This window comes from uncultured Dialister sp., assembly GCA_900314595.1.
Classification (GTDB): domain Bacteria; phylum Bacillota; class Negativicutes; order Veillonellales; family Dialisteraceae; genus Dialister.
The window spans coordinates 15319-39486 of sequence record OMVW01000007.1 but is presented as its reverse complement, the minus strand read 5'-3'; the positions used below and the strand labels follow the sequence as shown (position 1 = coordinate 39486).

22 protein-coding genes are annotated in these 24168 nt (G+C 48.8%); 9 read left to right on the top strand and 13 right to left on the bottom strand.

The window, feature by feature from the left end:
• Positions 1–146: 146 nt before the first annotated feature.
• The 6 genes from QZN42_RS04055 (at position 147) to QZN42_RS04030 (ending at position 2781) form a co-directional block, all read left to right on the top strand.
• Positions 147–533, top strand: a complete 387-nt coding sequence (locus QZN42_RS04055; protein ID WP_296954508.1) for a hypothetical protein — start codon at positions 147–149, stop codon at positions 531–533.
• A complete protein-coding gene (locus QZN42_RS04050; protein ID WP_296954506.1) occupies positions 530–775 on the top strand; it encodes a hypothetical protein in 246 nt (81 codons plus the stop codon). Before QZN42_RS04055 ends, QZN42_RS04050 begins: the two co-directional genes overlap by 4 nt.
• Positions 776–972: 197 nt before the next feature.
• On the top strand, positions 973–1464 hold the full coding sequence (locus QZN42_RS04045) for a hypothetical protein (RefSeq protein WP_296954504.1): 492 nt from the start codon (positions 973–975) through the stop codon (positions 1462–1464).
• A complete protein-coding gene (locus QZN42_RS04040) occupies positions 1461–1811 on the top strand; it encodes a hypothetical protein (RefSeq protein WP_296954502.1) in 351 nt (116 codons plus the stop codon). Before QZN42_RS04045 ends, QZN42_RS04040 begins: the two co-directional genes overlap by 4 nt.
• Positions 1812–1901: 90 nt before the next feature.
• Positions 1902–2096, top strand: coding sequence for a hypothetical protein (locus QZN42_RS04035; RefSeq protein ID WP_296954498.1), 195 nt, complete (start codon positions 1902–1904; stop codon positions 2094–2096).
• Entirely contained in the window at positions 2083–2781 is a 699-nt protein-coding gene (locus QZN42_RS04030) for a DUF4417 domain-containing protein (protein WP_296954496.1), read from the top strand. Before QZN42_RS04035 ends, QZN42_RS04030 begins: the two co-directional genes overlap by 14 nt.
• 113 nt (positions 2782–2894) lie before the next feature.
• On the opposite strand, the gene QZN42_RS04025 is transcribed toward QZN42_RS04030, so the two are convergent.
• The 3 genes from QZN42_RS04025 to QZN42_RS04015 are packed head-to-tail and all read right to left on the bottom strand — an operon-like array spanning position 2895 to position 4607.
• Entirely contained in the window at positions 2895–3503 is a 609-nt protein-coding gene (locus QZN42_RS04025; protein WP_296954494.1) for a hypothetical protein, read from the bottom strand.
• Between the two features lie 31 nt (positions 3504–3534).
• On the bottom strand, positions 3535–4239 hold the full coding sequence (locus tag QZN42_RS04020; RefSeq protein ID WP_363916222.1) for a tRNA threonylcarbamoyladenosine dehydratase: 705 nt from the start codon (positions 4237–4239) through the stop codon (positions 3535–3537).
• The gene (locus QZN42_RS04015) at positions 4236–4607 is read right to left on the bottom strand and encodes a VOC family protein (protein WP_296954491.1); all 372 of its coding nucleotides are present in this window, start codon (positions 4605–4607) and stop codon (positions 4236–4238) included. Before QZN42_RS04015 ends, QZN42_RS04020 begins: the two co-directional genes overlap by 4 nt.
• Positions 4608–4673: 66 nt before the next feature.
• Between QZN42_RS04015 and QZN42_RS04010 the strand changes: the two genes are divergently transcribed.
• The gene (locus QZN42_RS04010) at positions 4674–5000 is read left to right on the top strand and encodes a hypothetical protein (protein WP_296954489.1); all 327 of its coding nucleotides are present in this window, start codon (positions 4674–4676) and stop codon (positions 4998–5000) included.
• On the opposite strand, the gene tyrS is transcribed toward QZN42_RS04010, so the two are convergent.
• Both tyrS and QZN42_RS04000 read right to left on the bottom strand, forming a co-directional pair.
• Positions 4984–6231: a tyrosine--tRNA ligase gene (gene tyrS / locus QZN42_RS04005; RefSeq protein ID WP_296954487.1), complete on the bottom strand. Its 1248-nt coding sequence runs from the start codon at positions 6229–6231 to the stop codon at positions 4984–4986. The genes QZN42_RS04010 and tyrS overlap by 17 nt on opposite strands.
• A gap of 770 nt (positions 6232–7001) precedes the next feature.
• On the bottom strand, positions 7002–8591 hold the full coding sequence (locus tag QZN42_RS04000; RefSeq protein WP_296954485.1) for a hypothetical protein: 1590 nt from the start codon (positions 8589–8591) through the stop codon (positions 7002–7004).
• Positions 8592–9131: 540 nt separating this feature from the next.
• On the opposite strand from QZN42_RS04000, the gene upp reads away from it, so the two are divergent.
• The gene (gene upp, locus QZN42_RS03995; protein WP_296954483.1) at positions 9132–9755 is read left to right on the top strand and encodes a uracil phosphoribosyltransferase; all 624 of its coding nucleotides are present in this window, start codon (positions 9132–9134) and stop codon (positions 9753–9755) included.
• Positions 9756–9931: 176 nt separating this feature from the next.
• Here upp and QZN42_RS03990 read toward each other — a convergent pair whose 3' ends face one another.
• The 8 genes from QZN42_RS03990 to QZN42_RS03955 form a co-directional block, all read right to left on the bottom strand.
• On the bottom strand, positions 9932–11503 hold the full coding sequence (locus QZN42_RS03990) for a DUF4153 domain-containing protein (protein WP_296954481.1): 1572 nt from the start codon (positions 11501–11503) through the stop codon (positions 9932–9934).
• A gap of 358 nt (positions 11504–11861) precedes the next feature.
• Positions 11862–12416: an NAD(P)H-dependent oxidoreductase gene (locus QZN42_RS03985; protein WP_296954480.1), complete on the bottom strand. Its 555-nt coding sequence runs from the start codon at positions 12414–12416 to the stop codon at positions 11862–11864.
• Between the two features lie 813 nt (positions 12417–13229).
• Positions 13230–14240 (bottom strand): DUF6765 family protein, encoded by a 1011-nt coding sequence (locus tag QZN42_RS03980; RefSeq protein ID WP_296954478.1) that lies wholly within the window; start codon positions 14238–14240, stop codon positions 13230–13232.
• A 262-nt stretch (positions 14241–14502) separates the two neighbouring features.
• Positions 14503–15405 carry an EamA family transporter RarD gene (gene rarD, locus QZN42_RS03975; protein ID WP_296954475.1) on the bottom strand — a complete coding sequence of 301 codons (903 nt, stop codon included), beginning with the start codon at positions 15403–15405 and terminating at the stop codon, positions 14503–14505.
• A gap of 383 nt (positions 15406–15788) precedes the next feature.
• Positions 15789–16190, bottom strand: coding sequence for a pyridoxamine 5'-phosphate oxidase family protein (locus QZN42_RS03970; RefSeq protein ID WP_296954473.1), 402 nt, complete (start codon positions 16188–16190; stop codon positions 15789–15791).
• 1472 nt (positions 16191–17662) lie between these two features.
• Positions 17663–20719 carry an efflux RND transporter permease subunit gene (locus QZN42_RS03965; protein WP_296954471.1) on the bottom strand — a complete coding sequence of 1019 codons (3057 nt, stop codon included), beginning with the start codon at positions 20717–20719 and terminating at the stop codon, positions 17663–17665.
• Positions 20716–21792 carry an efflux RND transporter periplasmic adaptor subunit gene (locus QZN42_RS03960; RefSeq protein WP_296954469.1) on the bottom strand — a complete coding sequence of 359 codons (1077 nt, stop codon included), beginning with the start codon at positions 21790–21792 and terminating at the stop codon, positions 20716–20718. Before QZN42_RS03960 ends, QZN42_RS03965 begins: the two co-directional genes overlap by 4 nt.
• Positions 21789–22346 carry a TetR/AcrR family transcriptional regulator gene (locus tag QZN42_RS03955; protein ID WP_296954467.1) on the bottom strand — a complete coding sequence of 186 codons (558 nt, stop codon included), beginning with the start codon at positions 22344–22346 and terminating at the stop codon, positions 21789–21791. The genes QZN42_RS03960 and QZN42_RS03955 overlap by 4 nt, the downstream gene beginning before the upstream one ends.
• A gap of 340 nt (positions 22347–22686) precedes the next feature.
• Here QZN42_RS03955 and QZN42_RS03950 point away from each other — a divergent pair, with 340 nt between their 5' ends.
• Complete coding sequence (locus QZN42_RS03950) at positions 22687–23979, top strand: IS256 family transposase (RefSeq protein ID WP_296954465.1); 1293 nt, start codon at positions 22687–22689, stop codon at positions 23977–23979.
• Positions 23980–24168 lie beyond the last annotated feature (189 nt).

The window sequence follows — 24168 nt, the reverse complement described above, 5'->3', positions numbered from 1 at the left end:
TGCCCTGACATGCTGCATTGCAGAATCCCTTTCTTTTATGGAGGTATCTCAATGCATCAAATCCCAAAGCATCACAAACAATCCTATTACACTGGCAACTACAATTCCTTCTGCAAAATGCATTTTCTCATGAGAGGTGCTTCCTAATGGGCAGCGGCAGAAGCGGATTATATCAAAAGACACGGGGTGCAGACAATTCATTAAATAATAAGCAAAATAAACCGGTAAACGGAAAAGATTATAATTCTGCCGGTTCAGCGTCAATAAAAAAAGTAGACACTGTATCAAATGAAACAGATTCACACCATATTTCATTTACCGGAATTCCCAATTCTGTATTAAGAATCACAAAAAATGACAGTCTAACTCAAGAAAGATATTATGGTGAAGATGGAAAACCTTATCTTGATATCGATTATACCAATCACGGGAATGCGAAATTACACCCCAATGTCCCCCATGAACATAAGTGGATAAAAAATGAAGACGGAACTTTGACCAGATTGGAAACAGAAGGAGCAATAAAAAAATGACGCAGGAACAACTCATCGATTATCTTAAGCATGGTCATGAAATTGAATTTAATTTTCATGGAAAGGAATACTCCATAACCCAGGGAACTCTTGACGGGAAATATGTCTTTTCCTTCTGTGAATTCTACAAAGAAACTACAGAAGTGGAAAAACCAGAGGATATACTTATGATTTCCAGAGATGGGTACACTGTTAAGGAGATGATCAATCAAATAACCGATAATGATATATGGTTGTATTAACGACTTTATCAGTTCTGATTTAATTTCATAAGGTTACTTGCAAAAGAGCTGCCCTGACATGCTGCATTGCAGAACCTCACAGTTACATTTTGGAGGTTTGCAATGTTCAGCAATTATAAGTTTTACAAAGTTTCATCGCGCTTTTATATCGTAAAAAGTACTTCCCAAAAAGAGAAACTGATTGGAGGTACATTCTGATGGGCAGCGGAAACAGCGGATTATACAGCAAAACTCGAGGTATGTCTGCTACTCCGGGCAGTATGGACCTGATGATAAAGAATGATGATTTTTCAAGAAATATTAAACGGAGAAAAGATATCGACAGCAATGGCTTTTACGATATCATTGCTCATGGCAGTCCAACCGACATTAAAATAGCATTCAAAGGAAAGCTCTTAAGTATTAATCATAGAATTTTAGCAAGATTGCTGAAATCCAATCCAGAATATAAAGACGGAGCAATACGTTTGTTATCTTGCAGCACAGGAAAAATCCCGAATGGATTCGCCCAAAATTTGGCAAATAAGCTCAATCGTCCAGTCAAGGCTCCCACTTCTTTTTTATGGGCTTGGCCAAGCGGAATATATTTAGTAGCCGATGGACATATTGTAAACGGTTCTCCACAACCATTATTGAATAGACTAGGAAAATTTAAAACTTTCTATCCCCAAGGAGGTAAAAGAAAATGAAATGCGATAAGTGTGGAACAGAAATGGTCTACTTTATAAAAGGTTTATCCTGTGGCTATAAATGTCCCAAATGTAACTGGAATCTAGTCACTACTTACATTCCACCAATTCACCTTGATAAAATTCAATATTCCATAAAGTTGTTTCCAACTGAGAATCCATCTATCGATATGATCCGGGTAACAGCTCGTCTGTTTCATTGTAATTACCCTGCATCAAAAAAATACCTTCAATTTGGAACTGGAAGTCTAACCGATAAAGCTGAAATTATCCAAAGTATAGCGCGTGCTTTAAGTAAGGCAGGCATTTCCTATTCAATAAGCCCTGATTTCCCTTATGAAATTTAATACAATTCTTTTTGTGGGAATATTCATTTATTCCCTGATTTTTCAAGTTTTCTTGTTAGAAATAAGCGAACTAATGAACATGGAGATCCTATGAGAAAAGAATATACCTATCGTTGTCCTACCCAATGCCCATTTAACAAACACTGCTTTATCATTAAAACAGAGGCCCCAATCAAAAATCCTATTCCGATTCTTAAAAAATGCCCCTGTTATAAAAAAGATATTTCTGTATGGATTGGCAACGTGCCGCCAGAAATTCACGAGGTACAAGATGAAGATGCGTAAAGCTATATTGGATGATGGATGTAATCCAGAATTAGTTGCCGGGGCTGATTTTGATGGAATCCTCGAAATTCCAATTATAAAAAGGCCAAAGTCCTTTCTTATCCCATCGTCGATTATCCCTTTCTCCTTTCGAAGACAATGCAACAATCGACAGGCTGCTATTGGTTTTTTTGAGAAAGACATCTGTTTCTCAGATATTCTGATTCATCCGGAGCATTACATTGATGATTTCAAAAAATTCAGTGCCATAATCTCGCCGGATTGTTCTCTCTATCGTGACGCTCCACTGTCCGTTCAAATCACAAATATTTACCGAAATCGTGCTATCGGGTATTATTTTCAGAAGAATGGCATTTACGTGATTCCTCAAATACGATGGGGCACCGAAGATACCTATACCACAAAGAGACTTCCGGAAAGAGCAGCATTTCTGGGAGTTGAAAAGCACAGTATCATTGCTATTGGTACCTATGGATGCATCAAACATAAAGATGATAAATATTTCTTTAAATCCGGTCTTGAAGCCATGCTTGAGACGCTTGAGCCTCAAATTATTCTTGTTTATGGTGCCATGCCGGAATCGGTATTTGGTGATTATAAAAATGCCACAACGTTTATTCACTATGATGATTGGACAACAGCTCAACATAAAGCACATAGCATTGAAAAATTAAATACAAGATAAATGTTCCTGCTTATTCTGTATTTCTAGCTTCACCAATAACTTTCAACGCAAAAACGCCCGCATCTTTCGATACGGGCGTTTCATTTTATGGCTTTATTTCCGAAATGGAATCATCATGACCCAATAATCCGTACGAACCCTCCCCCGAATTTCGTCTTTGCCAGCCAGCTGCCCAGGTTGAAGACGTGGGGTTTTCCTTCGTCCCAGAGGGTGCAGTAGTATTCCCCTTCTTTTTCTTCGATTTTGACGAGGGGCATCCAGTGCCAGTGGTAGGGAATGGGTTCGTCTCCGGAGTGGAGGTTGAGGAAACCCATGGGGCAGTCGGCCTCTAAGCCTTCGGTGATGAAGGCTGCCACTTTGGGAAGTTTCGGGGCGAGCAGCCGGATAGAGGGGATGGGCAGAGCTTCCACTTTGCCTTTGAGTCCTCTCTCTTTCATGTATTCCGTGAGGCCTTCTTTGAGCCAGCGGGTCTTGTAGAGGCCGTGCATGCGGGGTGTGGCGTATTTCCATATTTCCAGCATGACGGAGAGGGCTTCATCCCGGGTGGCGACGATTTTTCCCTGCTGTTTTCTTTCGATATAGGCAGCCATCATGCTGCCGGCCGTGGGGCCGCAGCCGGCCAGTTTCTGCCTTTTCTCGGGGTACCATTCCTGGTCGTAACCGGCATGGTCTATTCCGTTGTCTTTGACTGTGATCCAGTCGGGATGAAGGATTTCTGCCATTTTTATTTCCTTTCTTTCGGAAACAAAGAAATCAGGTGATGTTTTTTTCTTTGAGGAGGCTCCTTACGACGTAGCCTGCCATCATCATGCCGGAAACAGGCGGCACGAAGGAGGTGGAGCCCGGCGCGTGGCCTTCTCCGATGGGTTTGTGGGGAAGTTCTTTGGAGTAAACCACGGTCAGGTGGCGGACCCTCCGGTCTTTCAGTTCTTTCCTCATCTTCCTTGCCAGGTGACAGACGGAAGTTTTATTGATATCTGCAATCTGCAGCATTTCCGGGCGCAGGCGGTTGCCGGTGCCCATGGAGGCAATGAGCGGAATTTTCAGTTTATAGCAGATTTCGGCAATGGAAACTTTGGCCGGTACGTCGTCGATGGCATCGATGATATAATCGGCATGAAGATTTTTAATGAAATCTTCATCTCCTGCCTTGTAATATACAGGATATGCTTTCGCATCACAGGCGGGATTCACCCGGTGGGCTCTTTCCACCATGACTTCCGCCTTGTTTCTGCCGATGGTCGTCCGGTCGGCCACGAGCTGGCGGTTCAGGTTCGAATCTTCCACTTCGTCTTTATCGATGAAAATGAGGTGGCCTACCCCGGATCGTACGAGGGCTTCTGCCGCATAGGAGCCTACGCCGCCTATGCCAAAGACGGCTACCGTTTTCGCAGAAAGGAGGTCGACCCCTTCTTCACCGATCACTCTTGCAGTTCTTACAAAGATAGGGTCCATCATTTGCCTCCCGGGATGATTTCAATCCAGTATCCGTCAGGGTCAAGGATGAAATAGATGCCCATGGCCGGATTTTCATAGCAGATGCAGCCCATTTCCTGATGTTTCCTGTGGGCCGCTTCCATATCGTCCACGTCGAAGGCCAGGTGGAATTCATTGTCTCCCAGATTGTAGGGGTCTTTCCTGTCCCTGAGCCATGTGAGTTCCAGCCGGTGTTTCGTCTCCCCGTCTCCCAGGTAAGCGAGGATAAAGGAGCCGTCCGGAGCTTTGTACTCACCCACTACTTTGAGTCCCAGAGCTTCTTCATAGAAAGCGATACTCTTCTCTAAATCGAGCACGTTGAAATTGTTGTGATTGAAAGCAAATTTCATGGTTTTTCTCCTTTTCTATCACGAGGTTTATTATTTTTAGTATAGCATGTTTTGGAAGGACGAGAAATGGAGAACCCGGAAATTGGGATGAAAGGCGAACTTTCTAACGAAAAAGCTTTTGAATCGGGGATATCGGGATTGGTTTCGGGGATATCGGGGCTGTCGGGAAGGTGTGCCGCTCCCGCGGCACAATTTTATATGGGGATTTTGCACAGGCGGGGTGAATACCTGCTTTCTCATCATTTCAACACAAAAAACGCCTGCGGAGGATTGCCTGCCGCAGGCGTTTTGAAATTGTTCAGCCCGAAGGGCTATATAAGATTGGTTTTCCGCAGGAAAACCATATCCTTCACTTACCACTTATCACTTACCACTTTTATTTCACAGCGATAGAGAAGTAGTTCTTCTTTCCTTTTCTCACGATGATGAATTTTCCGTCGGTATTCGGATGGGCGGAGACGGTGGCTTCGATGTCTTTCACCTGGACCCCGTTCACGCGGATAGCTCCGTTTTTGACGTCTTCTCTGGCCTGGCGCTTGGATTTTTCAACGCCTGCCTGGACGAGGGCTTCCACGATATTAATCAGCGCCTCGTGGACTTCGCCGCCTTTTGTATTTCTGAAAGCGCCTTCGATTTCTTCACCGGAGAGTTCCTGGATATTGCCGGAGAAGAGGGCTTCGGTGACTTTCTGTGCCTGGGCAAGTCCTGCTTCACCATGGACGAAGCGGGTGACTTCTTCGGCCAGTTTTCTCTGGGCATTTCTGTGTTCCGGGTGCTCTGCCACTTCTTTTTCAAGAGCATCAATTTCTTCGTGGGAGAGGAAGGTGAAGTATTTCAGATATTTCACTACGTCCCGATCATCCTGGTTAAACCAGAACTGGTAGAATTCGTAGGGGGAAGTCTTCTTCGGATCCAGCCATACGGCGCCGCCGGCGGTCTTGCCGAATTTCGTGCCGTCTGCTTTCAGCATGAGCGGAATGGTGAGGCCGAATGCATCATGGACGTCTTCCGTCTTTCTCAGAAGATCGACGCCGTTTGTAATATTTCCCCACTGGTCAGCCCCGCCGATCTGGAGCTGCACGTTGTAATGATCATAGAGCATCTTGAAATCGATGGACTGGAGGATCTGGTAGGTAAATTCGGTGAAGGAAATACCGGTATCCAGACGGGAAGCCACTACTTCCTTGGCCAGCATGGTATTGATATTGAAAAGTTTGCCATAGTCGCGAAGGAAATCGAGGAGGGAAATCTTGGACAGCCAGTCGTAGTTGTTCACCATGGTGAAACCGTCTTCGCCGAAAAGTTTCTTCATCTGGGCCGTGAGGCATTCTGCATTGTGCTGAATGGTATCCATGGTCTGGAGGACTCTTTCCGTCTTTCTGCCGGAAGGATCGCCGATGGAGCCGGTGCCTCCGCCGATGACGATGACCGGATGATGGCCGGCCAGCTGGAAACGCTTCAGGATCATAAATGGAATCAGATGACCGATGTGCATGCTGTCACCGGTTGGATCGATACCGCAATAGAGGGAAATAGACTTCTCCCCTACCAGTTTGTACAATCCTTCCTCGTCCGTCTGCTGGTTGACAGCGCCACGCCATTTCAGTTCATCAATAATATTCATCGAACTCCGCCTTTCTTGGTCTATGTTATATGAAATAAAGATACATATGAATCACTATATCACAATCAGAGACGTTTTGATATAGGGAACATAGTTTTGTAAATAGTCATCAGGTCTCACAGGGGATAGAGTCATTTGCGATAAATCGGATTGCGGATTGGGGATTGCGGATTGGGGGAAGGTGTGCCGCTGATGCGGCACGATTTTTTATGGGGCCCATATGCAAATGGCATGTTATGAAGGCGTCTTTTATATGGAGACTTTATGATGAAATAACTTTTGTTTCGGGAATGTCGGGAATGATCTCGGGGATTTTCGGGGTTATCGGGAAGGTGGCGGCCTTTGGCCGCAATTTTTATATTTTGCTTTCGCCCGAGTTTGCCCTCCATTACCCATTAACCTCTATGTGCAGCTTTTCGCAAAACAGCTTCCTTTCAACCCAAAGTCTGCGGACCTATTAACCATTAACCCCAATGTACAGTTTTCCGCAATACCGTTTCCCTTTCGACCCAAAGTCTGCGGACCTATTAACCATTAACCCCAATGTACAGCATTTCCACCTGATTGACTACACAGCCAATAAACCTTGTAACCATTAACCTCAATGTAAAGTTTTTTCCACAAAACAGTCTCCTTCCGGGATTCAGCCATTCGCTATTAGCCATGACCCCTTTCCCGGCACGGATGAAATTCTGCTAACGGCTAAACACCCACTTTCCCATCCAAAAACAGGCCTCTCGAGATGAGAGACCTGCCTGATTTCATAAGAATCAGCCCTGCATGACGGTTCCGTCGGCAAGGGTAATCTTGTGTCCGTTGTAGTTGATGGTGCCCAGATTGCTTACGGTTGTGGCTTCGCTGTCTTCGGTGAGGTTCCAGGTGGAGCCTTCGGAGATGAAGATATCCGCATTGGTGGCATAGGCCATGCCTCCTTCAGCGTTGGGAACGATATGAATCGCGCCGGTCCAGGTGGAGGCTTCGGTCAGGTTTACGTTCACGTCGGAGATGGAATCGACCAGGATATTTCCTGTGAGGTTCTGTTTCTGGAGGACGAGCTGTACATGGCCGCCGTTGCTGCCTGCTTCGCCCCAGCCGAAAGTACCGTCGTTGCCGGTCGCGGTGAGGACTGGCTTGTCAGCATCCTGCTGGATGGATGTATTTACAAGGGTGATTCTCCCATGGGTGCCGGTGACATAGAACATGCCTCCGTTATGGGAAATCAGGGTGGAGTCGGTCGCATTGAACTGCTGGGTGCCCATGGTTCCGATGGCTTCTTCATTGCCGCAGAGGACGATGTTGTAGAAGACGGAATTGGTTTCATTCCCTTCAAGAGTGGAATTTTCAAGGGTGAGGGTATTGTTGTTCTTAATGACTGCAGCTTTGGTCTGCTGTGCGTTGACGGTGCCATTGGTGACCGTTACGTCGCCGGTGGTGTATACGCCGTGGGATTCCTGGCCGCTGGTGGTGAAATGGCTGTTTTCAGCGAGGAGGATGCCTCCGTTCTTGCCCACTTTCATGGCCGGTGATGCATAACCGGTGGTGGTGACCGTGGTATTGGCCAGTTTCATCATGGCCTTTTCCGTAATTTCCACAGCCGGCGCATAATTTCCGGTGGTGTCCACTGTGGAATCGGTGAGGTTGACATAAGTTCCTTTGCTGTAGCCGTAAGCGCCGGCAGCGCCGGTTCCGGTGGTGGAAATCTTTGCATTCGTAAATGCGCCGTGTCCGCCGTGAGATACGAGGAGGGCTGCGTTCTTGCCGTAGAGATCGGAATTGACCGGATCATCTACATTGCCGCTCTTGGTGAAGGTATCATCCTTTGCATCCATGTAGGCCATGGATACGCGGAGGGCATTTTCATTATCCTTTTCGGAAATATAAGTCACGCCGTCATAGGAGCCGTCGGAAGTGATTTCATTGGCTGTTTCACCCTGGTCGGCGGTATACTTCGGCTTCGGGGCCGGTTCCGGCTCAGGTTCCGGTTCGGGCTCCGGCGCCGGTTCCGGCTCGGGCTCCGGTTCAGGAATCGGTTCCGGTTCGGGGATGGGCTTCGGCGCTTCCGGAGAAAGGTTCTTGAAGGTCCCTTCATCCACGGATTTCTGTACGTCCGGAAGAGTCAGGGACAGGCCCTTCAGCAGGGCATCCGTATAATCCACTTCCGGCGCTTTGGCCGTTTCAGCGGTTCCTGCTGCGGGGGCAGCTGTTTCTGCCGCTTCTGCCTTCGGAGCTTCCGTTCCCATGACAGTGGAGACCAATTCCGCTTCCGACGGCGCTTTGGCCTCTTCTGCAAATACAGAGGAAACCCCAGTGCCGGCGATGGCCAGCGCACAGAGCAGAGCGGTGATTTTACTATGTTTCATATATGTCCTCTTTTCTAAATCAAAGGTCCTTCTGACCCCAGTTTATCATTGATTCAGTATTTTTATTTTACAACAAAAGTGACTCGTTGTCATTATTTTTATGAGAAGGAGGTTATAAAGAAATGGTAAATTTTGGGGAGATAACGGGTAGAGACACTTGTCCCTGGGAAGGTTTGTCAAATCGTTCTTCGTTATTCGTTGTTCGTTCTTCGTTATGGATATGGCTGGCTGCGCCAGCCAATCAAATATAGTGCGCTCCGCGCACGGGCACTTGGCCCGCATATACCGGTTTAATCGATATATGGGAAAAACGAATGGCCGGAAAGGATTTCCCCCGCCTGTGCAGAATCCCCATATATAATCGTGCCGCATCAGCGGCACCCCTTCCCGCAATCCGCAATCCCAAATCCGAAATCCGATTTTCCAAAGTTAACCAAAAGCAGTTTCCCTTTTCGGGATAAATTTTCTCTCAACGAATCCCCATTTGTGCTACAATGAAATCAGCAAAATACGTATCATCATTTACCGAGGGAGGCAATTATGCAGATTCATGTCATTGATCATCCGCTGATTCAGCACAAGCTGACTATTATGCGCCAGAAGGGCACCAGCTCCGGCGAATTCCGCACGCTTCTGAAGGAAATCACTCTGCTCATGGGTTATGAACTGACCCGGGACCTGCCGCTGGAAGATTTTGAAATTGAAACTCCTCTTGAAAAGACGACCGGCAAACGGGTAGCCGGCAAGAAACTGGGCATCGTCCCCATCCTCCGCGCAGGCTTCGGCATGGTCGATGGTTTCCTGGATCTCGTTCCTTCCGCCAGAGTGGGCGTCATCGGGCTCTACCGCGATCCTGTCACCGCGAAACCGATCGAATATTACTGCAAACTGCCGGATGTGATCAACCGTGATTTCATCCTGCTGGACCCCATGCTGGCTACCGGCGGCTCTGCCGTGGCAGCTATCGATATGATGAAAGAACATGGCGTAAAGAATATCAAATTCATGTGCCTCGTAGCTGCTCCGGAAGGGGTAGAAGTGGTGAACAAAGCCCATCCGGAAGTGCCGATTTACACCGCTGCCCTTGACCGTCAGCTGAATGAGAAGAAATACATCCTCCCGGGCCTCGGCGATGCCGGGGATAGAATCTTCGGGACGAAATAATCTAGTGGTTAGTGTTTAGAATAGAAAGCCCGCTTGAAATCCAGGCGGGCTTTTTTATCACAGGAAAAGGCCGCGCTTTCCGTTTCGATGTGCGGCCTCAGACACTAAAAACCAAGAACTAAAAACTATAAACGTACGATTTTCCTATAAGCAGCTGTCTTTCGATTCTTCCGGATTCACTTCTCCAGCAGAATCCCTTCCCCGTGGACCGGTTTTCCTCCTTCAAAATTGACCGCTTTGAAATACAGCCGGTGATGCTCATCGGGGTCAAAGAAGACCGGTTCATCGTACTGCCGCTTCCCTTCTTTCGGGAATTTTTCCATGAAAGGTCCCACGTCGAAGGTTTCTTCCCCGGTTTCCGATTTCACGGTGATCCTCCCGTCCGTGATTTTCCCTTTAAACGGGATCAGCCGCTTCCACCCTTCTACGGACATTTCCCGGATAGGCGCGGTGAGCCGGAAATAGGAAAGTTCTTTCACTTCTTCTGGTTCCGGCAGATTTCTTTCCCCTATTTCCTTTAACACTTCCGATTCGGAAACGGTCACGATGAATGGATCGGTCTCCCTTGAACGGTCATAGTGCAGATAATGGTAAGCGGAAAGGAGCGTCTCCCGGTCTTTCCCTTCCACATTTCCGGGAAGGATTTTTCCATCGGAAAGCATATGGTACTTTTCCAGAACTTCGATAAGCCTTGCCTGCTGGTCTTTGGCGGGAACGTCGATGATATTTGCCGGCGTAACCGTGAGCAGGAGAGAAAGCAGCGCTCCCAGCAGGAAAAGGGGACGGATGGGTTTCCCGGAAATGCCGGAAGCCATGGCGATGATGCCATAGAAAGTGCAGACAAGGGAAAGGTACCGCCAGGTGGTGAGACCATAGGCGGTATAGCGGATATACACGCCCCAGAGCTGGACTGCCACGATGGGGATGAGCAGGATGCCGCCCCGGCGGATGAGTCGGGAAATTTTTTCATCTTTATTTCCATAGAGCATGAAGGTGAAAAATACATAGCCCAGTACGGCGATGGAAGCATACCAGTTCATGGTGCCCTCGGGCATTTCAAAAGCCCAGGCGATTTTTCCAAGGTACCCGTACAGGATGAGGAGGTAAATACCATAAAGCGGGAGAAATACCCGGGTCAGCACTTTGCCTGCCATGGGCGGTAGGACGATTTCCTCATGGACCCCCGGAATTTCCGCGAGGAACATATTCCACCCAGCCACGAAAAAGCCGAAATAGAAAGCCTCGGTCCACCAGCGCCAGGACAGATGAAATAAAAGGGCATTCACCGCCGCGATGCAGAGGGAAATGGCCCCCGCCGTCAGGAGAGACAGGCCGGATGATTCCAGAGCCGCCAGAAATACGGGAGGAAAGGCAGACTTTCCCTTTTTCTCCGCGGAAAGGAGGAAAACGAGAAGGCCCGTCAAAGCTGCCGCAAGGCCCAGCCCTCCCAGGATGAGGTAGGATTTTGCCTGATAGAGAGAGAAAAGTCCATAGAAAATGACCCCGGGGAAGAGGTAAATCAGGGGCATCACTTTCCGATTTTTTATTTCCAGAAAGATTTTTATAACTACCGATGAAAGAGCCCCATTCCCCAGGGCAAAGAGCACCGCCAGCAGGTCGATATGGTCTTTCTCCCAGAGATTCAGGTAAGAAAGCAGCAGAAAAAGAGCGAGCCCCCAGAGCGAAGCCGCCCCGAACCGCGTAAGCGAACGCTTTGCCGTCTCCTCAATCCACGCAAGAACTTTCATAAGACCTCCCTCATTGGAGCAAAACCGGATTGTTCATCTTAATTCGTTTAAAGTTATCAGTTATCAGTTAGCAGAATCCCACATAGAGTGAATGAACTTTCTTTTCATATAAATTATACCAAAAACGGCGTGAGCCAAACACATGACCCACGCCATCTTCATTTCCTTTATGAATCATTCACTTTTAAGCCAGAGTTGGACTCCGTTCGATTTCATGAGACCTGCGGGCTTTCACCCCGCCTGTGCAGAGTCCCCATAAATACTCGTGCCGCTTCAGCGGCACACCTTCCCGCAATCCGCAATCCGCATTCCGAAATCCGATTCACAAACAATGACTCAACTCGTCAGCCGCACTATGTTAGAGAGACTCCAGCACCTCCGCCAGCTTTTCCCCATGTGCCCTGCAGGTGGCGATGACTCTGTCCTTTACCGATTCGGGCATGACGCCGGGAATGTAGGCGCAGCCATGGCTGTAGACCGGTTCCAGGTATTCCATGCTGCAGAGAGCGGCCAGCTGCTGGAAATTATAGAAGAAATCCTTGAGGTAATGGCCGTTCGGACCGCCCGGTACATAAGCCTCCGTGGGAGAACCGGTGGTGCAGGAAATGATGAGTTTCTTGCCTTTGAGGGCCGTTCCCGTGGAACCATAGGCAAAGCCGTGAGCGAAGGTTTCTTCCACCCAGAGCTTCATGAGGGCCGGATAGGAATACCAGAAAATCGGGAACTGGAAGACGATGACGTCCGCTGCCACCAGTTTCTTCTGGTCCTCCTCCACATGGGGAGCAAAGCCTTCCTCAGAAAGCTTCAGCACTTCGATATCCGGGCACTTGGCCAGAAGCGTTTCCAGAATCGTTTTATTCGCCAGAGATTTTCCCGGTGCGGGATGACCATAAACCACGAGAACTTTTGGCATAATAGACCTCCTTGCAATGCATAAGATTAGGCCCTTCCGACAGACCTTTAACTATATTGTATCATTTTTTCCGTGGGGAATGAAATTCTTTCGTACCTGAAGGCTGGCTTACAAGAAGATAACCATAAGTAAAAGTTATCCGTACGCAGTGAGCAGAATGGCCGAAAGGCGGGCCGGAGTTATGGAAACTTTTCATTGGGGTTAATGGTTAATGAACGGCCGACTGTCTACCTTTCGGGCAGACTTTCATATGAATGACCCTGCATTGAAGTTAATGGGTTAATAGCTAGCCACCTGTCTACCCTTGGGGCGGACTGTCATATGGATGACTTTACATTAAGGTTAATGGATTAATAGCCGGCCACCTGTCTACCCTTGGAGCGGACTGTCACATGTATGACTTTATATTGAGGTTAATGGGTTAATAGCCGGACGCCTATCTCCCCTTCGGGCGGACTTTCATATGAATGACCCCGCATTGAGGTTAATGGTTAATAGCCGGCCACCTGTCTACCCTTCGGGCGGACTTTCATATGGATAACCCCGCATTGAGGTTAATGGTTAATAGCCGGCCGCCTGTCTTCCCTTCGGGCGGACTTTCATATGGATAACCCCGCATTGAGGTTAATGGGTTAATAGCTATCGACTTCTACCCGATATGAAACCCATGGTTCCTCCCCCGCCTGTGCAAAGTCCCACTAAAAAATGGGCGCCCCATGAATTTGGCGCCCACCTTCCCGCAATCCCCAATCCGCAATCCCCAATCCGACGACCGCAGATGACTGAAAACGTAAATCGAAGCCTGACAAAAAATCAGTACACCGCTTCCAGCTTCAGCACGTCGATATCATCTTCCAGGAGCTTATCCCGTACCCAGTAGAAGTGGTCGTTGATTTCCTCATAGAAAGCTTTGCGGAAATCGGGATCTGCCAGGATGGTCTGGGGACTGTATTCCACCGTTTTATCCTCATCGCAGAAATCGGCAATGCGGAAATAGTTCTCATGGATCCTGCGCAGCCATTCTTCGTACCGTTTGTTGAAGTCTTCGTCCCGGATATCTTTGAAGCAGTCCGTGAGCATGGCCTTCTGCTCGTCCGAAAGGCCGGTCACTTCCACGCAGGAGACCTGCTGGAGGATGCGGAATATTTCATCCGATGCTTCCAGGAATTCTTCCCAGTTCTTCCGCCCGTTCACGAAAAGATCCTTTGTCTTCCACCAGAGGTAGGGACGGTCCGGGCAGTGGGCCGCTGCCACATGGCCCAGGGGGTTGAAATCATTGATGAAATCGGAAACGGACTGATGATTGTCGATGAAATCTTTCAGGAATTTTTCAATCGTTTCGCCGGAAGTATTGAAAATCAGGTTCTGCACCCGGTTGATGGCTGCATTGATGCCCGCAAAGCCCTGATGGGCCCAGGTATCCGCATAGACGTGAAGTCCCACGCCCAGACGGAAGGGGAAATTCCCGTTATCCAGCGTCGTCTCCAGAAGCCGGTCTCCCAGAGCTTTGGAAAGCTCGCTGTACTTTTTGCAGACCAGTTTCTCTTCCACCGTATCCCCCTGAAGGCCGGGCAGGAAATGGAAAGGAATCCATACTTCGCAGTTTCCCTTGCCGGTGATATTGTTCCAGATATTCTGGGAAGAATAACGGATTTCGATGCCCTGGGCAATGGCTTCCTTTTCCGCCTTGTCGGAGAATGAATTGTCATCCATATTGTCATCCACAAACTGGGCGCTGGTGGCGATGATATTCGAATTGGACGGGCCGAATTCCGCCCACCGGGACAGCACGTACATGGTGCCGTAATGGTAATCAATATCCATGGTATTCCTCCTTTTATTTTAAGAAACCTTTATCGTTATTTTCTATCAAGTGGGGACGAATGTCAAACGGAAAATAGGCTAGATATCACATGGTGCCAGAATGGATTATGCACGATTTATTGGTTTCGTTCTTCGTTGTTCGTTGTTCGTGAAGGTGCGCCGCAACGGCGGCGCGAGTATATATGAGGATTATCCCAATTGTGTTTAATTCAATGATTTCATCAGAGGTAATCGTTCTACGATATCCGCAATAGATAGGAAATCATGCTTTCCGGTTTGTCCTCCGCATTTCCAGAAAATCCCCAATGGTGAAGAGGATGAGGGCGAGCCATATGGAGGCAAAGCCGAGGAAACGGTTTTCATCGAAGGGTTCGCCATAAAGAAATATGCCGATGAAAAGGCCCATGGTGGGATTGATGTACTGAAGGAAACCGAGAAGGTTCAGGGGAAGGTTATTGGCTCCTGCCGTGTAAAGAATGAGGGGAATGGCCGTGGCCGCCCCTGCGCCCAGGAGGAAAAGAGTGTAAGTCATATTTCCTGCAAGAAGATGACCGGTGCCTCCTATTTCCACAAAAAGCAGGTACGCCAGGGCAAAGGGCATCGTGAGCAGTGTTTCCAGGGTAATGCTGGCGAAAGGATCGATATGGAGCTTCTTCTTCGCCGCCCCGTAGGCCGCAAAGGAAAGAGCCAGCCACAGCGCCACCCAGGGCATATGGCCCAGGGAAAATCCCATCCACAGAATGCCCCCGAGTGCGATGAAAAGGGCGATCCATTTCAGGGAAATCAGTTTTTCATGGAAGAAAAGGACCCCCATGCATACGCTCACCAATGGATTGATATAGTAACCGAAACTGGAATCCAGGATATGGTCATGGGTGACGGCCCAGATGAACGTGCACCAATTGGACGTGATGATGAAAGAGGCAAAGACAAGGAGCAGCCCCCGCTTCTTATCCTGCAGCAGCTCTCTCGCAAGCGACCGGAAATCCCCCATCATTCCCAGGACCGCCAGCACGATTATCATGAAGAAAAAGGACCACACCACCCGGTGGGCCAGGATTTCATAAGCCGGCACCCCCTCCAGCTGCTTCCAGTAAATGATGAGGAACCCCCAGAGTACGTAAGACCCGATGGCCGTGATCAGTCCCTTTTTCCTGTCTTCCATAAATTTCACCTCTTTTGATTTGGCTTATTTTCGCATGATTTGGGGAAACTGTAAAGGAAAAACTAATAGCTAATGGCTAATGGCTAATAGCAGTTAGCCGGATTAAACAATTTAAAACGGCGGGCCTTCTTTCTGACGCCCGCCACCTTCCCGACAATCCCGATACTACTCCCGTAATCCCCGGGATTCCCGATTCAATAGTTGTCAAAGATGAAAGTTTCCAAATAAAATGGCGGGTCTCTTAACTCGACGCCCGCCACCTTCACTTACCACTATTTCTAAAAAAATGGGCGCCCCATAATTTCGGCGCCCACCTTCACTTATCACTTACCACTATTTCTCAAAGTCTATGGAACAGCAGCTATCCTTCCGGACACGCAGTCTTATTCTCCGAGAAGAACCTTCTTATTTTCCGGTCCCGGGGTGGTGACTACGATCTTCGTCGGGGTGAGGATGATGGCTCCTTTGACATTGGCTGCGCCGTGGAAAAGCTGCTCAGCCATGGCCTGGAATTTTTCGACCACCGGCCCTTCAGTGACATATTCGGCCGTGCCTTTGGCCTGATAGCCCTCATTGGTCTTCGGATCGTAGGCGGAAACGGACATGCGATGGCCGGACTGTACGTTCAGGACGGTCTGTTTCATGAAAACGTCCCCTACCGCCAGTTTTCCGTCAGGCAGGACTGCCTTGAAACCAACCGGTACCACATTCGGCCAGCCCTTCGCGCAGACCGTGGCGATGGACCAGATATTCTCTTCCAGAACTTTCTTGACTCTTTCTTCCATTTTGAATCCTCCTTTGGATATTCTGTCTCTATTTTAGTACTTAATGATTTGGAAATAAAGAGGGAAAGCAGTTAGTGGTTAGTGGCTGGTTCCCGGCGGCGGTCCGGCACCTGATGGTCAACCTTCCCCGGATGGGATGACTGATGTTCCCCCTGCACTATCCTTAGCCGGCAGAAATATAGATACTCATCAGCTTGATACAGGGCCCCACCTTTCCTGGGATGGAAAGGTGCCTGCGGAGCAGACGGATAGGTTGTACAACCGTCTCGCGGAGAGATTGAGAAAAGAATACCCTTTCCAGTTACTTCAGGTATTTGCAGTCATTTTCGATTTTTATGATAGATGAACTTACCCGGCCGCTACGCGGCCACCCTTTCAGCACTCGAAAGGGTGGGGACCGGTAGTGTGCTTACCTTTTTCCTCATATCTGCCATGTATGGATAGTGCAGAATAATTCCTTTGCCTGCCCTCTCACCGCTGTCGCGGAGCTCTCCCGAGGGAGAGCCCGCGTCTTATGGGTAGAGTCATCTGTCACGAGTACGTTTTGTCATTAGCCTCATATGTGCCATGAAGATATCGAGTCTAATGACGTACCATTCCCGCACCAATTGACTCAAAAGGTACGCGGGAAGGCTTCCCCTCGGGGAAGCTGGCCCAAAGGGCCTGAAAGGGCAAGGGATGGAATCCCGGCGGCCTCAGGCCGCCATTTTTCGTTGCTTGCCCTATCAGCCGCGCCGGTGTTCCCTGGGGAGAACCCGCATTTTCCGATAGAGTCATTTATCCCGGAAATGTACAGTCAGTCATCCTTCTATGTGCTTTCAAAAGGTTCGCAGACAGCTCTCTGTGGAAAACGGACCACCTTCGATGAAAACTGCGGGCTGATAACTAAAAAAATCCGCCTGCCACTTTGTGACAGACGGATTTGGCACAAAAACAAGTCCTCCCATAGTGGAGGGCTTAGAGAATATCCGAGATTCCAGGTTTCCGGGGCATGACTTATCAATCGGCTGCAGAAATCGTTATCGTTTACGTATGCACCTCGTGAGAAACAGTATGGTGCCGGAATGACTGGGTTTCAGAATGTTTCCATTTCCTTTTTGAGGGGAGGACTTGTTTTGTTTTTAACTACTTTGTAAATCTTGAATTTCCTCGAGGATGGAAAGCGGGAAGAACACGTGGGCTCTGGTCCTGACTCGCATTAAATTTTTAAGCGCTCTGCGAATCGCACCGGACCTCGGCCCGAGGCCTCGTTCTTTCTGGCTTTCTGCATATATAGTACAAAAATATAATTTTATTTTATTAGAATTTCATTATATTTTTGAATCCAAGAATTTCCCCTCCGCCTGTGCAGAATTCCCACAAAAAGAGGCGGCCAAAGGCCGCCTCCTTCCCGACTTTCCCGGGATTCCCGACATTCCCGGGATTCCCGAAACAAAAGTCAGGGACTATACCGTTTCATTTACAATTTGAGGCTATTTCTCATCCTTCGGTTCTTCGATCCTGAACCAGAAGGCATAGAGGGCCGGGACGAAGAGAAGTCCCAGTGGGGTCGCCAGTGTCAGTCCGCCGATGAAGGCGCAGGACATGGGCGCCCAGAATGGATTGACTACAAGCGGTATCATGCCCATCATATCGGAAAGGGAGGTGAGCATGATGGGGATGAAGCGGATGACCGCTGATTCCACTACTGCATCGTAGGGAGAAAGTCCTTTTTCCCGGTGCTGCCGGATCTGGTCGAGGAGGATGATGGAATTTCGAATGGCCATACCGCCCAGGGAAAGCATGCCGATGATGGCCACAAATCCCATGGCTTTCTGGGTAACTACCAGGGTCAGGATGCTTCCGATGAGGGCCAGCGGTGCGGAAAGGGCCGCAATGACCATGATGCTGATTTTCTTCATTTCGAAAATCAGGATAGCCAGGATGAGGAAGACCATGAGAGGAATGGTAGCCGCGATCTGCTTTGTAGACTTGGCGCTCCATTCGAGGCCTCCGTCTTTTTCAAGGGTATAGCCTTCAGGAAGGTTCTGACGGAATTCCTTCAGATACTTGTCCCAGACGTCGTTGGCCACTGTATCGCCCGTCATGCCGGCTGCCACGTCGCTCCGGAGGGTGATGCAGGGTTCGATATTTCTACGCCAGATGGTGCTTGTTTCATTTTTATAGGAAATATCGGCGAATTCGCCCAGCGGCACGTACCGTCCGCTTCCCACGTGAATGGGGAGGGAAGAAAGGCTGGCGAGGCGGGCCGCATTGTCCCCTTCCAGTCGGAAGGATATAGGAACGAGCTGGTCTCCCTGGTAGGATTCAGCCACTTTGTAGCCGGACAGTTTGATATAAAGGTCCTGGGAAACGGCATAGTTGTCGATGCCCAGTTCCCGCACTTTATCCTGGTTGATTTTCAGCTGCACCGAAGGGGTCTGCTGGGGCCAGTCGAGGGAGGCATTGATGACGTTTGGATTTTCTTTCATCTGGGAAAGGCCTTCATTGGCAAGGGCTGCCAGTTTTCCTGCGTCAGGTCCCCTCAGGCGGAACATCACCGGATATTCGGAAGGCGGACCGGTCTGGATGAGGCGGGTGTGAGCCCGGACTTCCGGATATTTCTCAGCCAGAAATTCCTGCACGTCTTTCCGGAGGGAATCTCTGGAAGACGTATCGGCAGCCACGATGATCATCTGTCCCCGGTCATCTTCAGCGGCCTGGGGATTGAAAAGGAGGATGAACCTGGGGGCCGTATCGCCGATATAGGTGGAGAAGGAGGAAACACGATTGTCTCCGTAAAGTTCATCTGCCACCGCAGCCATGACTTTCTTCGTATCTTTGATGGAAGCTCCGCTGGGGAGGTTCACATCGAGAATAATTTCCGGACGAACGGAATCAGGGAAGAATTCCCGATTTACAAAGGGAAGGGATGCCACGGTCAATGCAAAGAGGCCGATCGTCACAAGAATCGTCATTTTCCTGTAGTGAATGACAAATTTCACGGCTTTCCTGCAGTATTCCCGCCCCAGCCGTTCTACTCTCCCGCTCACGGAATCACCGGTACCGGGCTTGATAAACTGATAGCCAAGGACAGGAGAAACGAAAATGGAAGCCACCCAGGAAAGAAGAAGGGTGGAACCGATGACCCAGAAAAGGGAATTGCAGTATTCGGAAACCTGGCCGTCTGCAAGGCCTACAGGAATAAAGCCTGCAATGGTAATGAGGGTTCCTGCCAGCATAGGCATGGCGCAGGATTTGAATGCTTCCTGGGCTGCCTCCATGCGGGTGGATCCCATTTCCAGTTTGGACTGCATCATTTCGATGACGATGATTGCATCATCTACGAGAAGTCCCAGTGCCAGGATGAGTGTCCCCAGAGATACGATATGAAGGTCGATGCCCCACCATTTCATAAAGAGGAAGGAAGAGCAGACCACCACCGGAATGCACATGGCCAGGACCATACCGCTCCTAAGGCCCAGGGAAAGGAAAGATACGCCCATGACAATAGCCAGGGCCTCGATGAGGGATTCGGTAAATTCACCGATGGAATTATTGACCACTTTCGGCTGGTCTGCCACCAGGGACACTTCCATACCCGCCGGAAGATTCTGCGCCATCCGGTCAATGACGGCCTGCAGATTCTTGCCCAGAACCAGGTTATTTCCTCCATCTTTCATGGAAATGGCAATGCCGATGGAAGGTTTTCCATTGAAATACATGAGGGACGTCTCAGGGTCCGTATAGGTCTGGGTGACTTTCGCCACGTCTCCCAGATGGAACGTGCGCTCTCCCACATGAATGGGGATATTTTCCAGCGCTTCCTTCGTGCCGAGAAGCCCGTCCACACGAATGGCCACATTTCTGGAATTCGTATGAATGGTACCGGCCGGCATCATGGCAGACTGCTGGGAAATCATCTGGTAAATAGCTGCGGGAGACAGGCCGAAGGAAGCCAGTTTATTCTGGTCCATTTCCACATAAATCATCTGCTCCTGCACGCCAAGAAGCTTCACCTGTTCCACATCATCCACAAGGACAAGCTGGCGCCTTATATCTTCGGCATACTTACGTTTTTCTTCATAAGAATAATCGTCGCCGGTCAGGGCATAAATGGAACCGTATACGTCTGTGAAACGGTCATTGATGATGGGTCCCCTGACGCCCGCGGGCAGGTCGGCCCACACGTCGTTCACCGCATTTCGTACCTCGTGCCAGCGCTCCTGCACTTTATCTTTCGGCACTGTATCATCCAGATCCACATAGATGACCGTTTTTCCATCGTGGGTGAAGGACTTGATGTAGTCGAGGCCCCTTGTTTCCTGAAGCTTTTTCTCCAGGGGATAGGTCACCTGCTCGGTAATCTGCTCTGCTGAAGCTCCCGGCCAGGCAGCGGCCACCACCATTTCACGGATGGTGAAATTCGGGTCTTCACTGCGGCCCAGGGAAAAGAAGGAGGCCAGGCCGCCTATGATGATGGAAATCACGAAGAAGTAGACGATCTGCTTATGACGGATGGCCCATTCCGCCAGGGTTTCATCCTTCATGTGCGCACCTCTTCTCCTTCAGAAAGCTTCGAAGCGCCGGCGATGACCACGATATCTCCCCTGGAGAGACCGCCCGTGATTTCCACGGAATCTTCTCCGTATTCGCCGGCAGTGACTTCCACGAGGTGGACTTTCTTATCTTTCACCACCCATACGGAAGGCTTGTCATTCTGGGTAGCCATGGCCGTCAGAGGGACGGAGAAAGATTCTTTCTTCTTTGGACTTTCAAATTTCACTTCTGCCGTCATGCCGACCACCACTGTTTCCGGCGGATCGATCAGGGTGACTTTCGCATCATAGGTTCCGGTAGAACTGTTCGGAGCCGCCGCGATATCCCGGATTTTTCCCTGAACCATCACATTCGGAAGGGCCCAGAAAGTGACCGTAGCCGGCATGCCCACGGAATAGGTTTTGTACTGTTTTTCCGTCAGGGAAATATGGACATCTTTTCTGGAGTCATCAATGATGGATACCACCGGAGTCCCTGCCGCAATGACCTGGCCCACTTCGTACATAGTGGAACCGATGACTCCTGACCTGTCAGCCGTGAGAATGGTAAATCCCAGATTATTTTCTGCTCTCGAAAGGGTGGCAAGAGAATTATTAAGGTCAGCGTCTGCCAGTCTTGCCTGATTTTCCATCTGGTCCATGGTGAGGGCGGAAATGGCATTTTGCGCGTACAGTTTCTCATACCGGGCAAGAGTGGAATGAGCGAGATCCGCTCTCGCCTGGGAAGCGGTGAGGGCCGCTCTGGCGGAGGCCACCTGTTCTTCCGCATCTTTGGAATCCACTTTCATCAGCGGCTGCCCGGCCGTGACCCTCTGGCCCTGGTCCACATAACGGGCCATGATGCGTCCGCCGGTCTGGAAAGCAAGGGGGGATTCAAAATAGCCGTGGACGGTTCCCGAGAACGTACTCTTCTCTCCCTTCGATACTTCGCCGGCAGTCATGGTCTTCACCAGAGGCGGCCGGGTGGTGACAGTCGTTTTATTTCCACAGCCCGAGAAAACGAGAGCCATGCCCAGCAGGGAGAGGAGCACCAGTTTCTTTGTATATTTCATTCTTTCCATCATTTTTCCCTCTTTTCCAGACCTTTCAGCGCCACATCTTCCAGGATATCCATGAGAGCCCTGGAAGTCATTCCCGATTTTCTGAGGAAATCGGGGTCTGTCAATCCTTTGGCCGCGCAGAAAATAATCTGGCGCACCGCCATGACATTGACTTTCCGATACTCCCCCTTGTCCACACCTTCCTGCAGGAGGGAGACCATATCATCGAACCGGGCCTCTTTGAATTCCTCCCATTCCCTGGAAATATCGTCATACCGGTATTCCAGATCTTCCATCACCACGTCCGGCAGATACCAGACCGTGTGGAAATAAAGCTCGCAGAGCTGGACCAGCCTCGTCGTCACCGGTCCTTCCCCATGAAGGAGGGGCTCCTTCTCCCGGTCAAATTTATTCATTGCCCAGTGCATCACAAGGCGGATTAAATCTTCCTTGGAATCCACAATATCGTAAATCGTACTCTTGCTCACATGCAGCTTCTTCGCCAGATCATCCATCGTAAATTTCAGGGACCGGGCCATCATCAGCTCGATCGTCGCACGAATCAGTTTTTCTTCCATACAGTCCTCTCGGTAATTTCAACTTGTATTTTGTAATATTTTAGTATTTTCAGTACTCATAGTATAGAGTGTTTAGAACCGTATGTCAAACTGAGAGAATATGCGGGGTGAAAAGTTAGCAGTTATCAGTTCGCAGTTATCAGTTATCAGTTAATAGATGACGTCAGGAAGGAAACTGAATGTGGAGGGACTGTACATTGAAGTTAATGGGGAATCTCCCGCCTGTGTATAATCGGGAGTGTACGATAGACTGTGTAAAATCTATTGTAGCTCAAGGTATTCTTTTAGTAGCTTACGTTGAGGTCAAGCAGTATAGTTAATTCAAAGGGAGGATGCTCTTATGCCAAGACGTAAACAAAATACCAATGTCGAACTACCAGCTGCTAAAAGAATTGGAGAGGAAATCGTTAAAGATTTTCAAAATCGGAATATCCATATGGATACGACCATGATTCAGCAATTTCTGAGGCAGGCAGTGAAATCAATTGTCGAATCGGAACTCTCAGCTGAGTTGGATAATCATTTGGGATATAACCGGTATGATCAGAGCTCAAAACACAAAGCAAATATCACGGATTCCAGAAATGGATACAGCAGCAAGACAGTTAAATCCGACTACGGGCCCCTGGAATTGAAGACTCCCCGGGATCGAAAAGGGACTTTTGAACCTGTACTCGTTAAAAAGAATCAGGTAGATATATCAAGCCTGTCTCCCTATATAATCAAGCTTTATGCAAGGGGAATGACAACCAGAGATATTTCCGAACAGATTGAAGAGATGTATGGGTTCAGCCTTTCTGCTACTGAAGTCTCCCACCTGACTGATGCCGTCCTTCCGGAAATCATGGAATGGAGAAACCGACCTCTGTGCGAGAAATACATGTATATTTTTCTCGATGCTATCTATTATCGGATCCGAAAAGACGGAAGATATCAGGAAGTGGCCACCTATGTAGCTATCGGCGTAAATATGCGTGGGGAGAGGGACGTTCTCGGCATGTGGGTAGGTGCAGCCGAAAGTGCAAGCTACTGGGCGCAGATTATGGATGATCTGAAAAGTCGTGGCGTAAAGGAAGTCCTGCTCTTTGCTGTAGATGGCCTTAACGGTATGGTGGAAGCCATCAATGCCATGTTTCCCAAATCCATGGTACAAAGATGTATAGTCCACCAGATTCGGAACTGCATGAAACTCATTCCATATAAAGAAAGAAGAGAAATAGCAAAGGATATGAAGGAGATATATCAGTCTCCGACGTTGGAAGCAGCAGGCATGAGGCTGGAAGATCTGGATAATAAATGGGGGAGAAAATATCCGGGTGTAATCAAGACATGGAGGAAAAACTGGGATGAATTAACGACGATGTTTATGCTGCCGGAATCTTTGAGGCGGCTGGTCTACACAACGAATGCCATAGAGAATTTCAATCGTGGACTTAGAAAATACACCAAGGCCAGAACTCAATTCCCATCAGAAGAAGCTCTTTGGAAATCTCTATATTTGGCAATGGAGCTAGTTACTAATTCCTGGAGTAAAAAGGTATATAAATGGAATCAAATTATGGCTGAAGTAAAAGCTAAATATCCTGACTTTATAAGTGAGCAGGATATTGATGAACTTTCTTATAGCCGGTAAAAATAATTTACACAAAATGCTTGACACTCCCTTGACACTCCCGTATAATCCCCATAAAAACTCGTGCCGCATCAGCGGCACACCTTGAAATCCCAAATCCGAAGTCCGAAATCCGTCTTTCCCCAATCACCCCGACACCCCCGATTCAAAGGTCCTTCATCTTATAGTTTCCTTCCGGACCAGCATTCT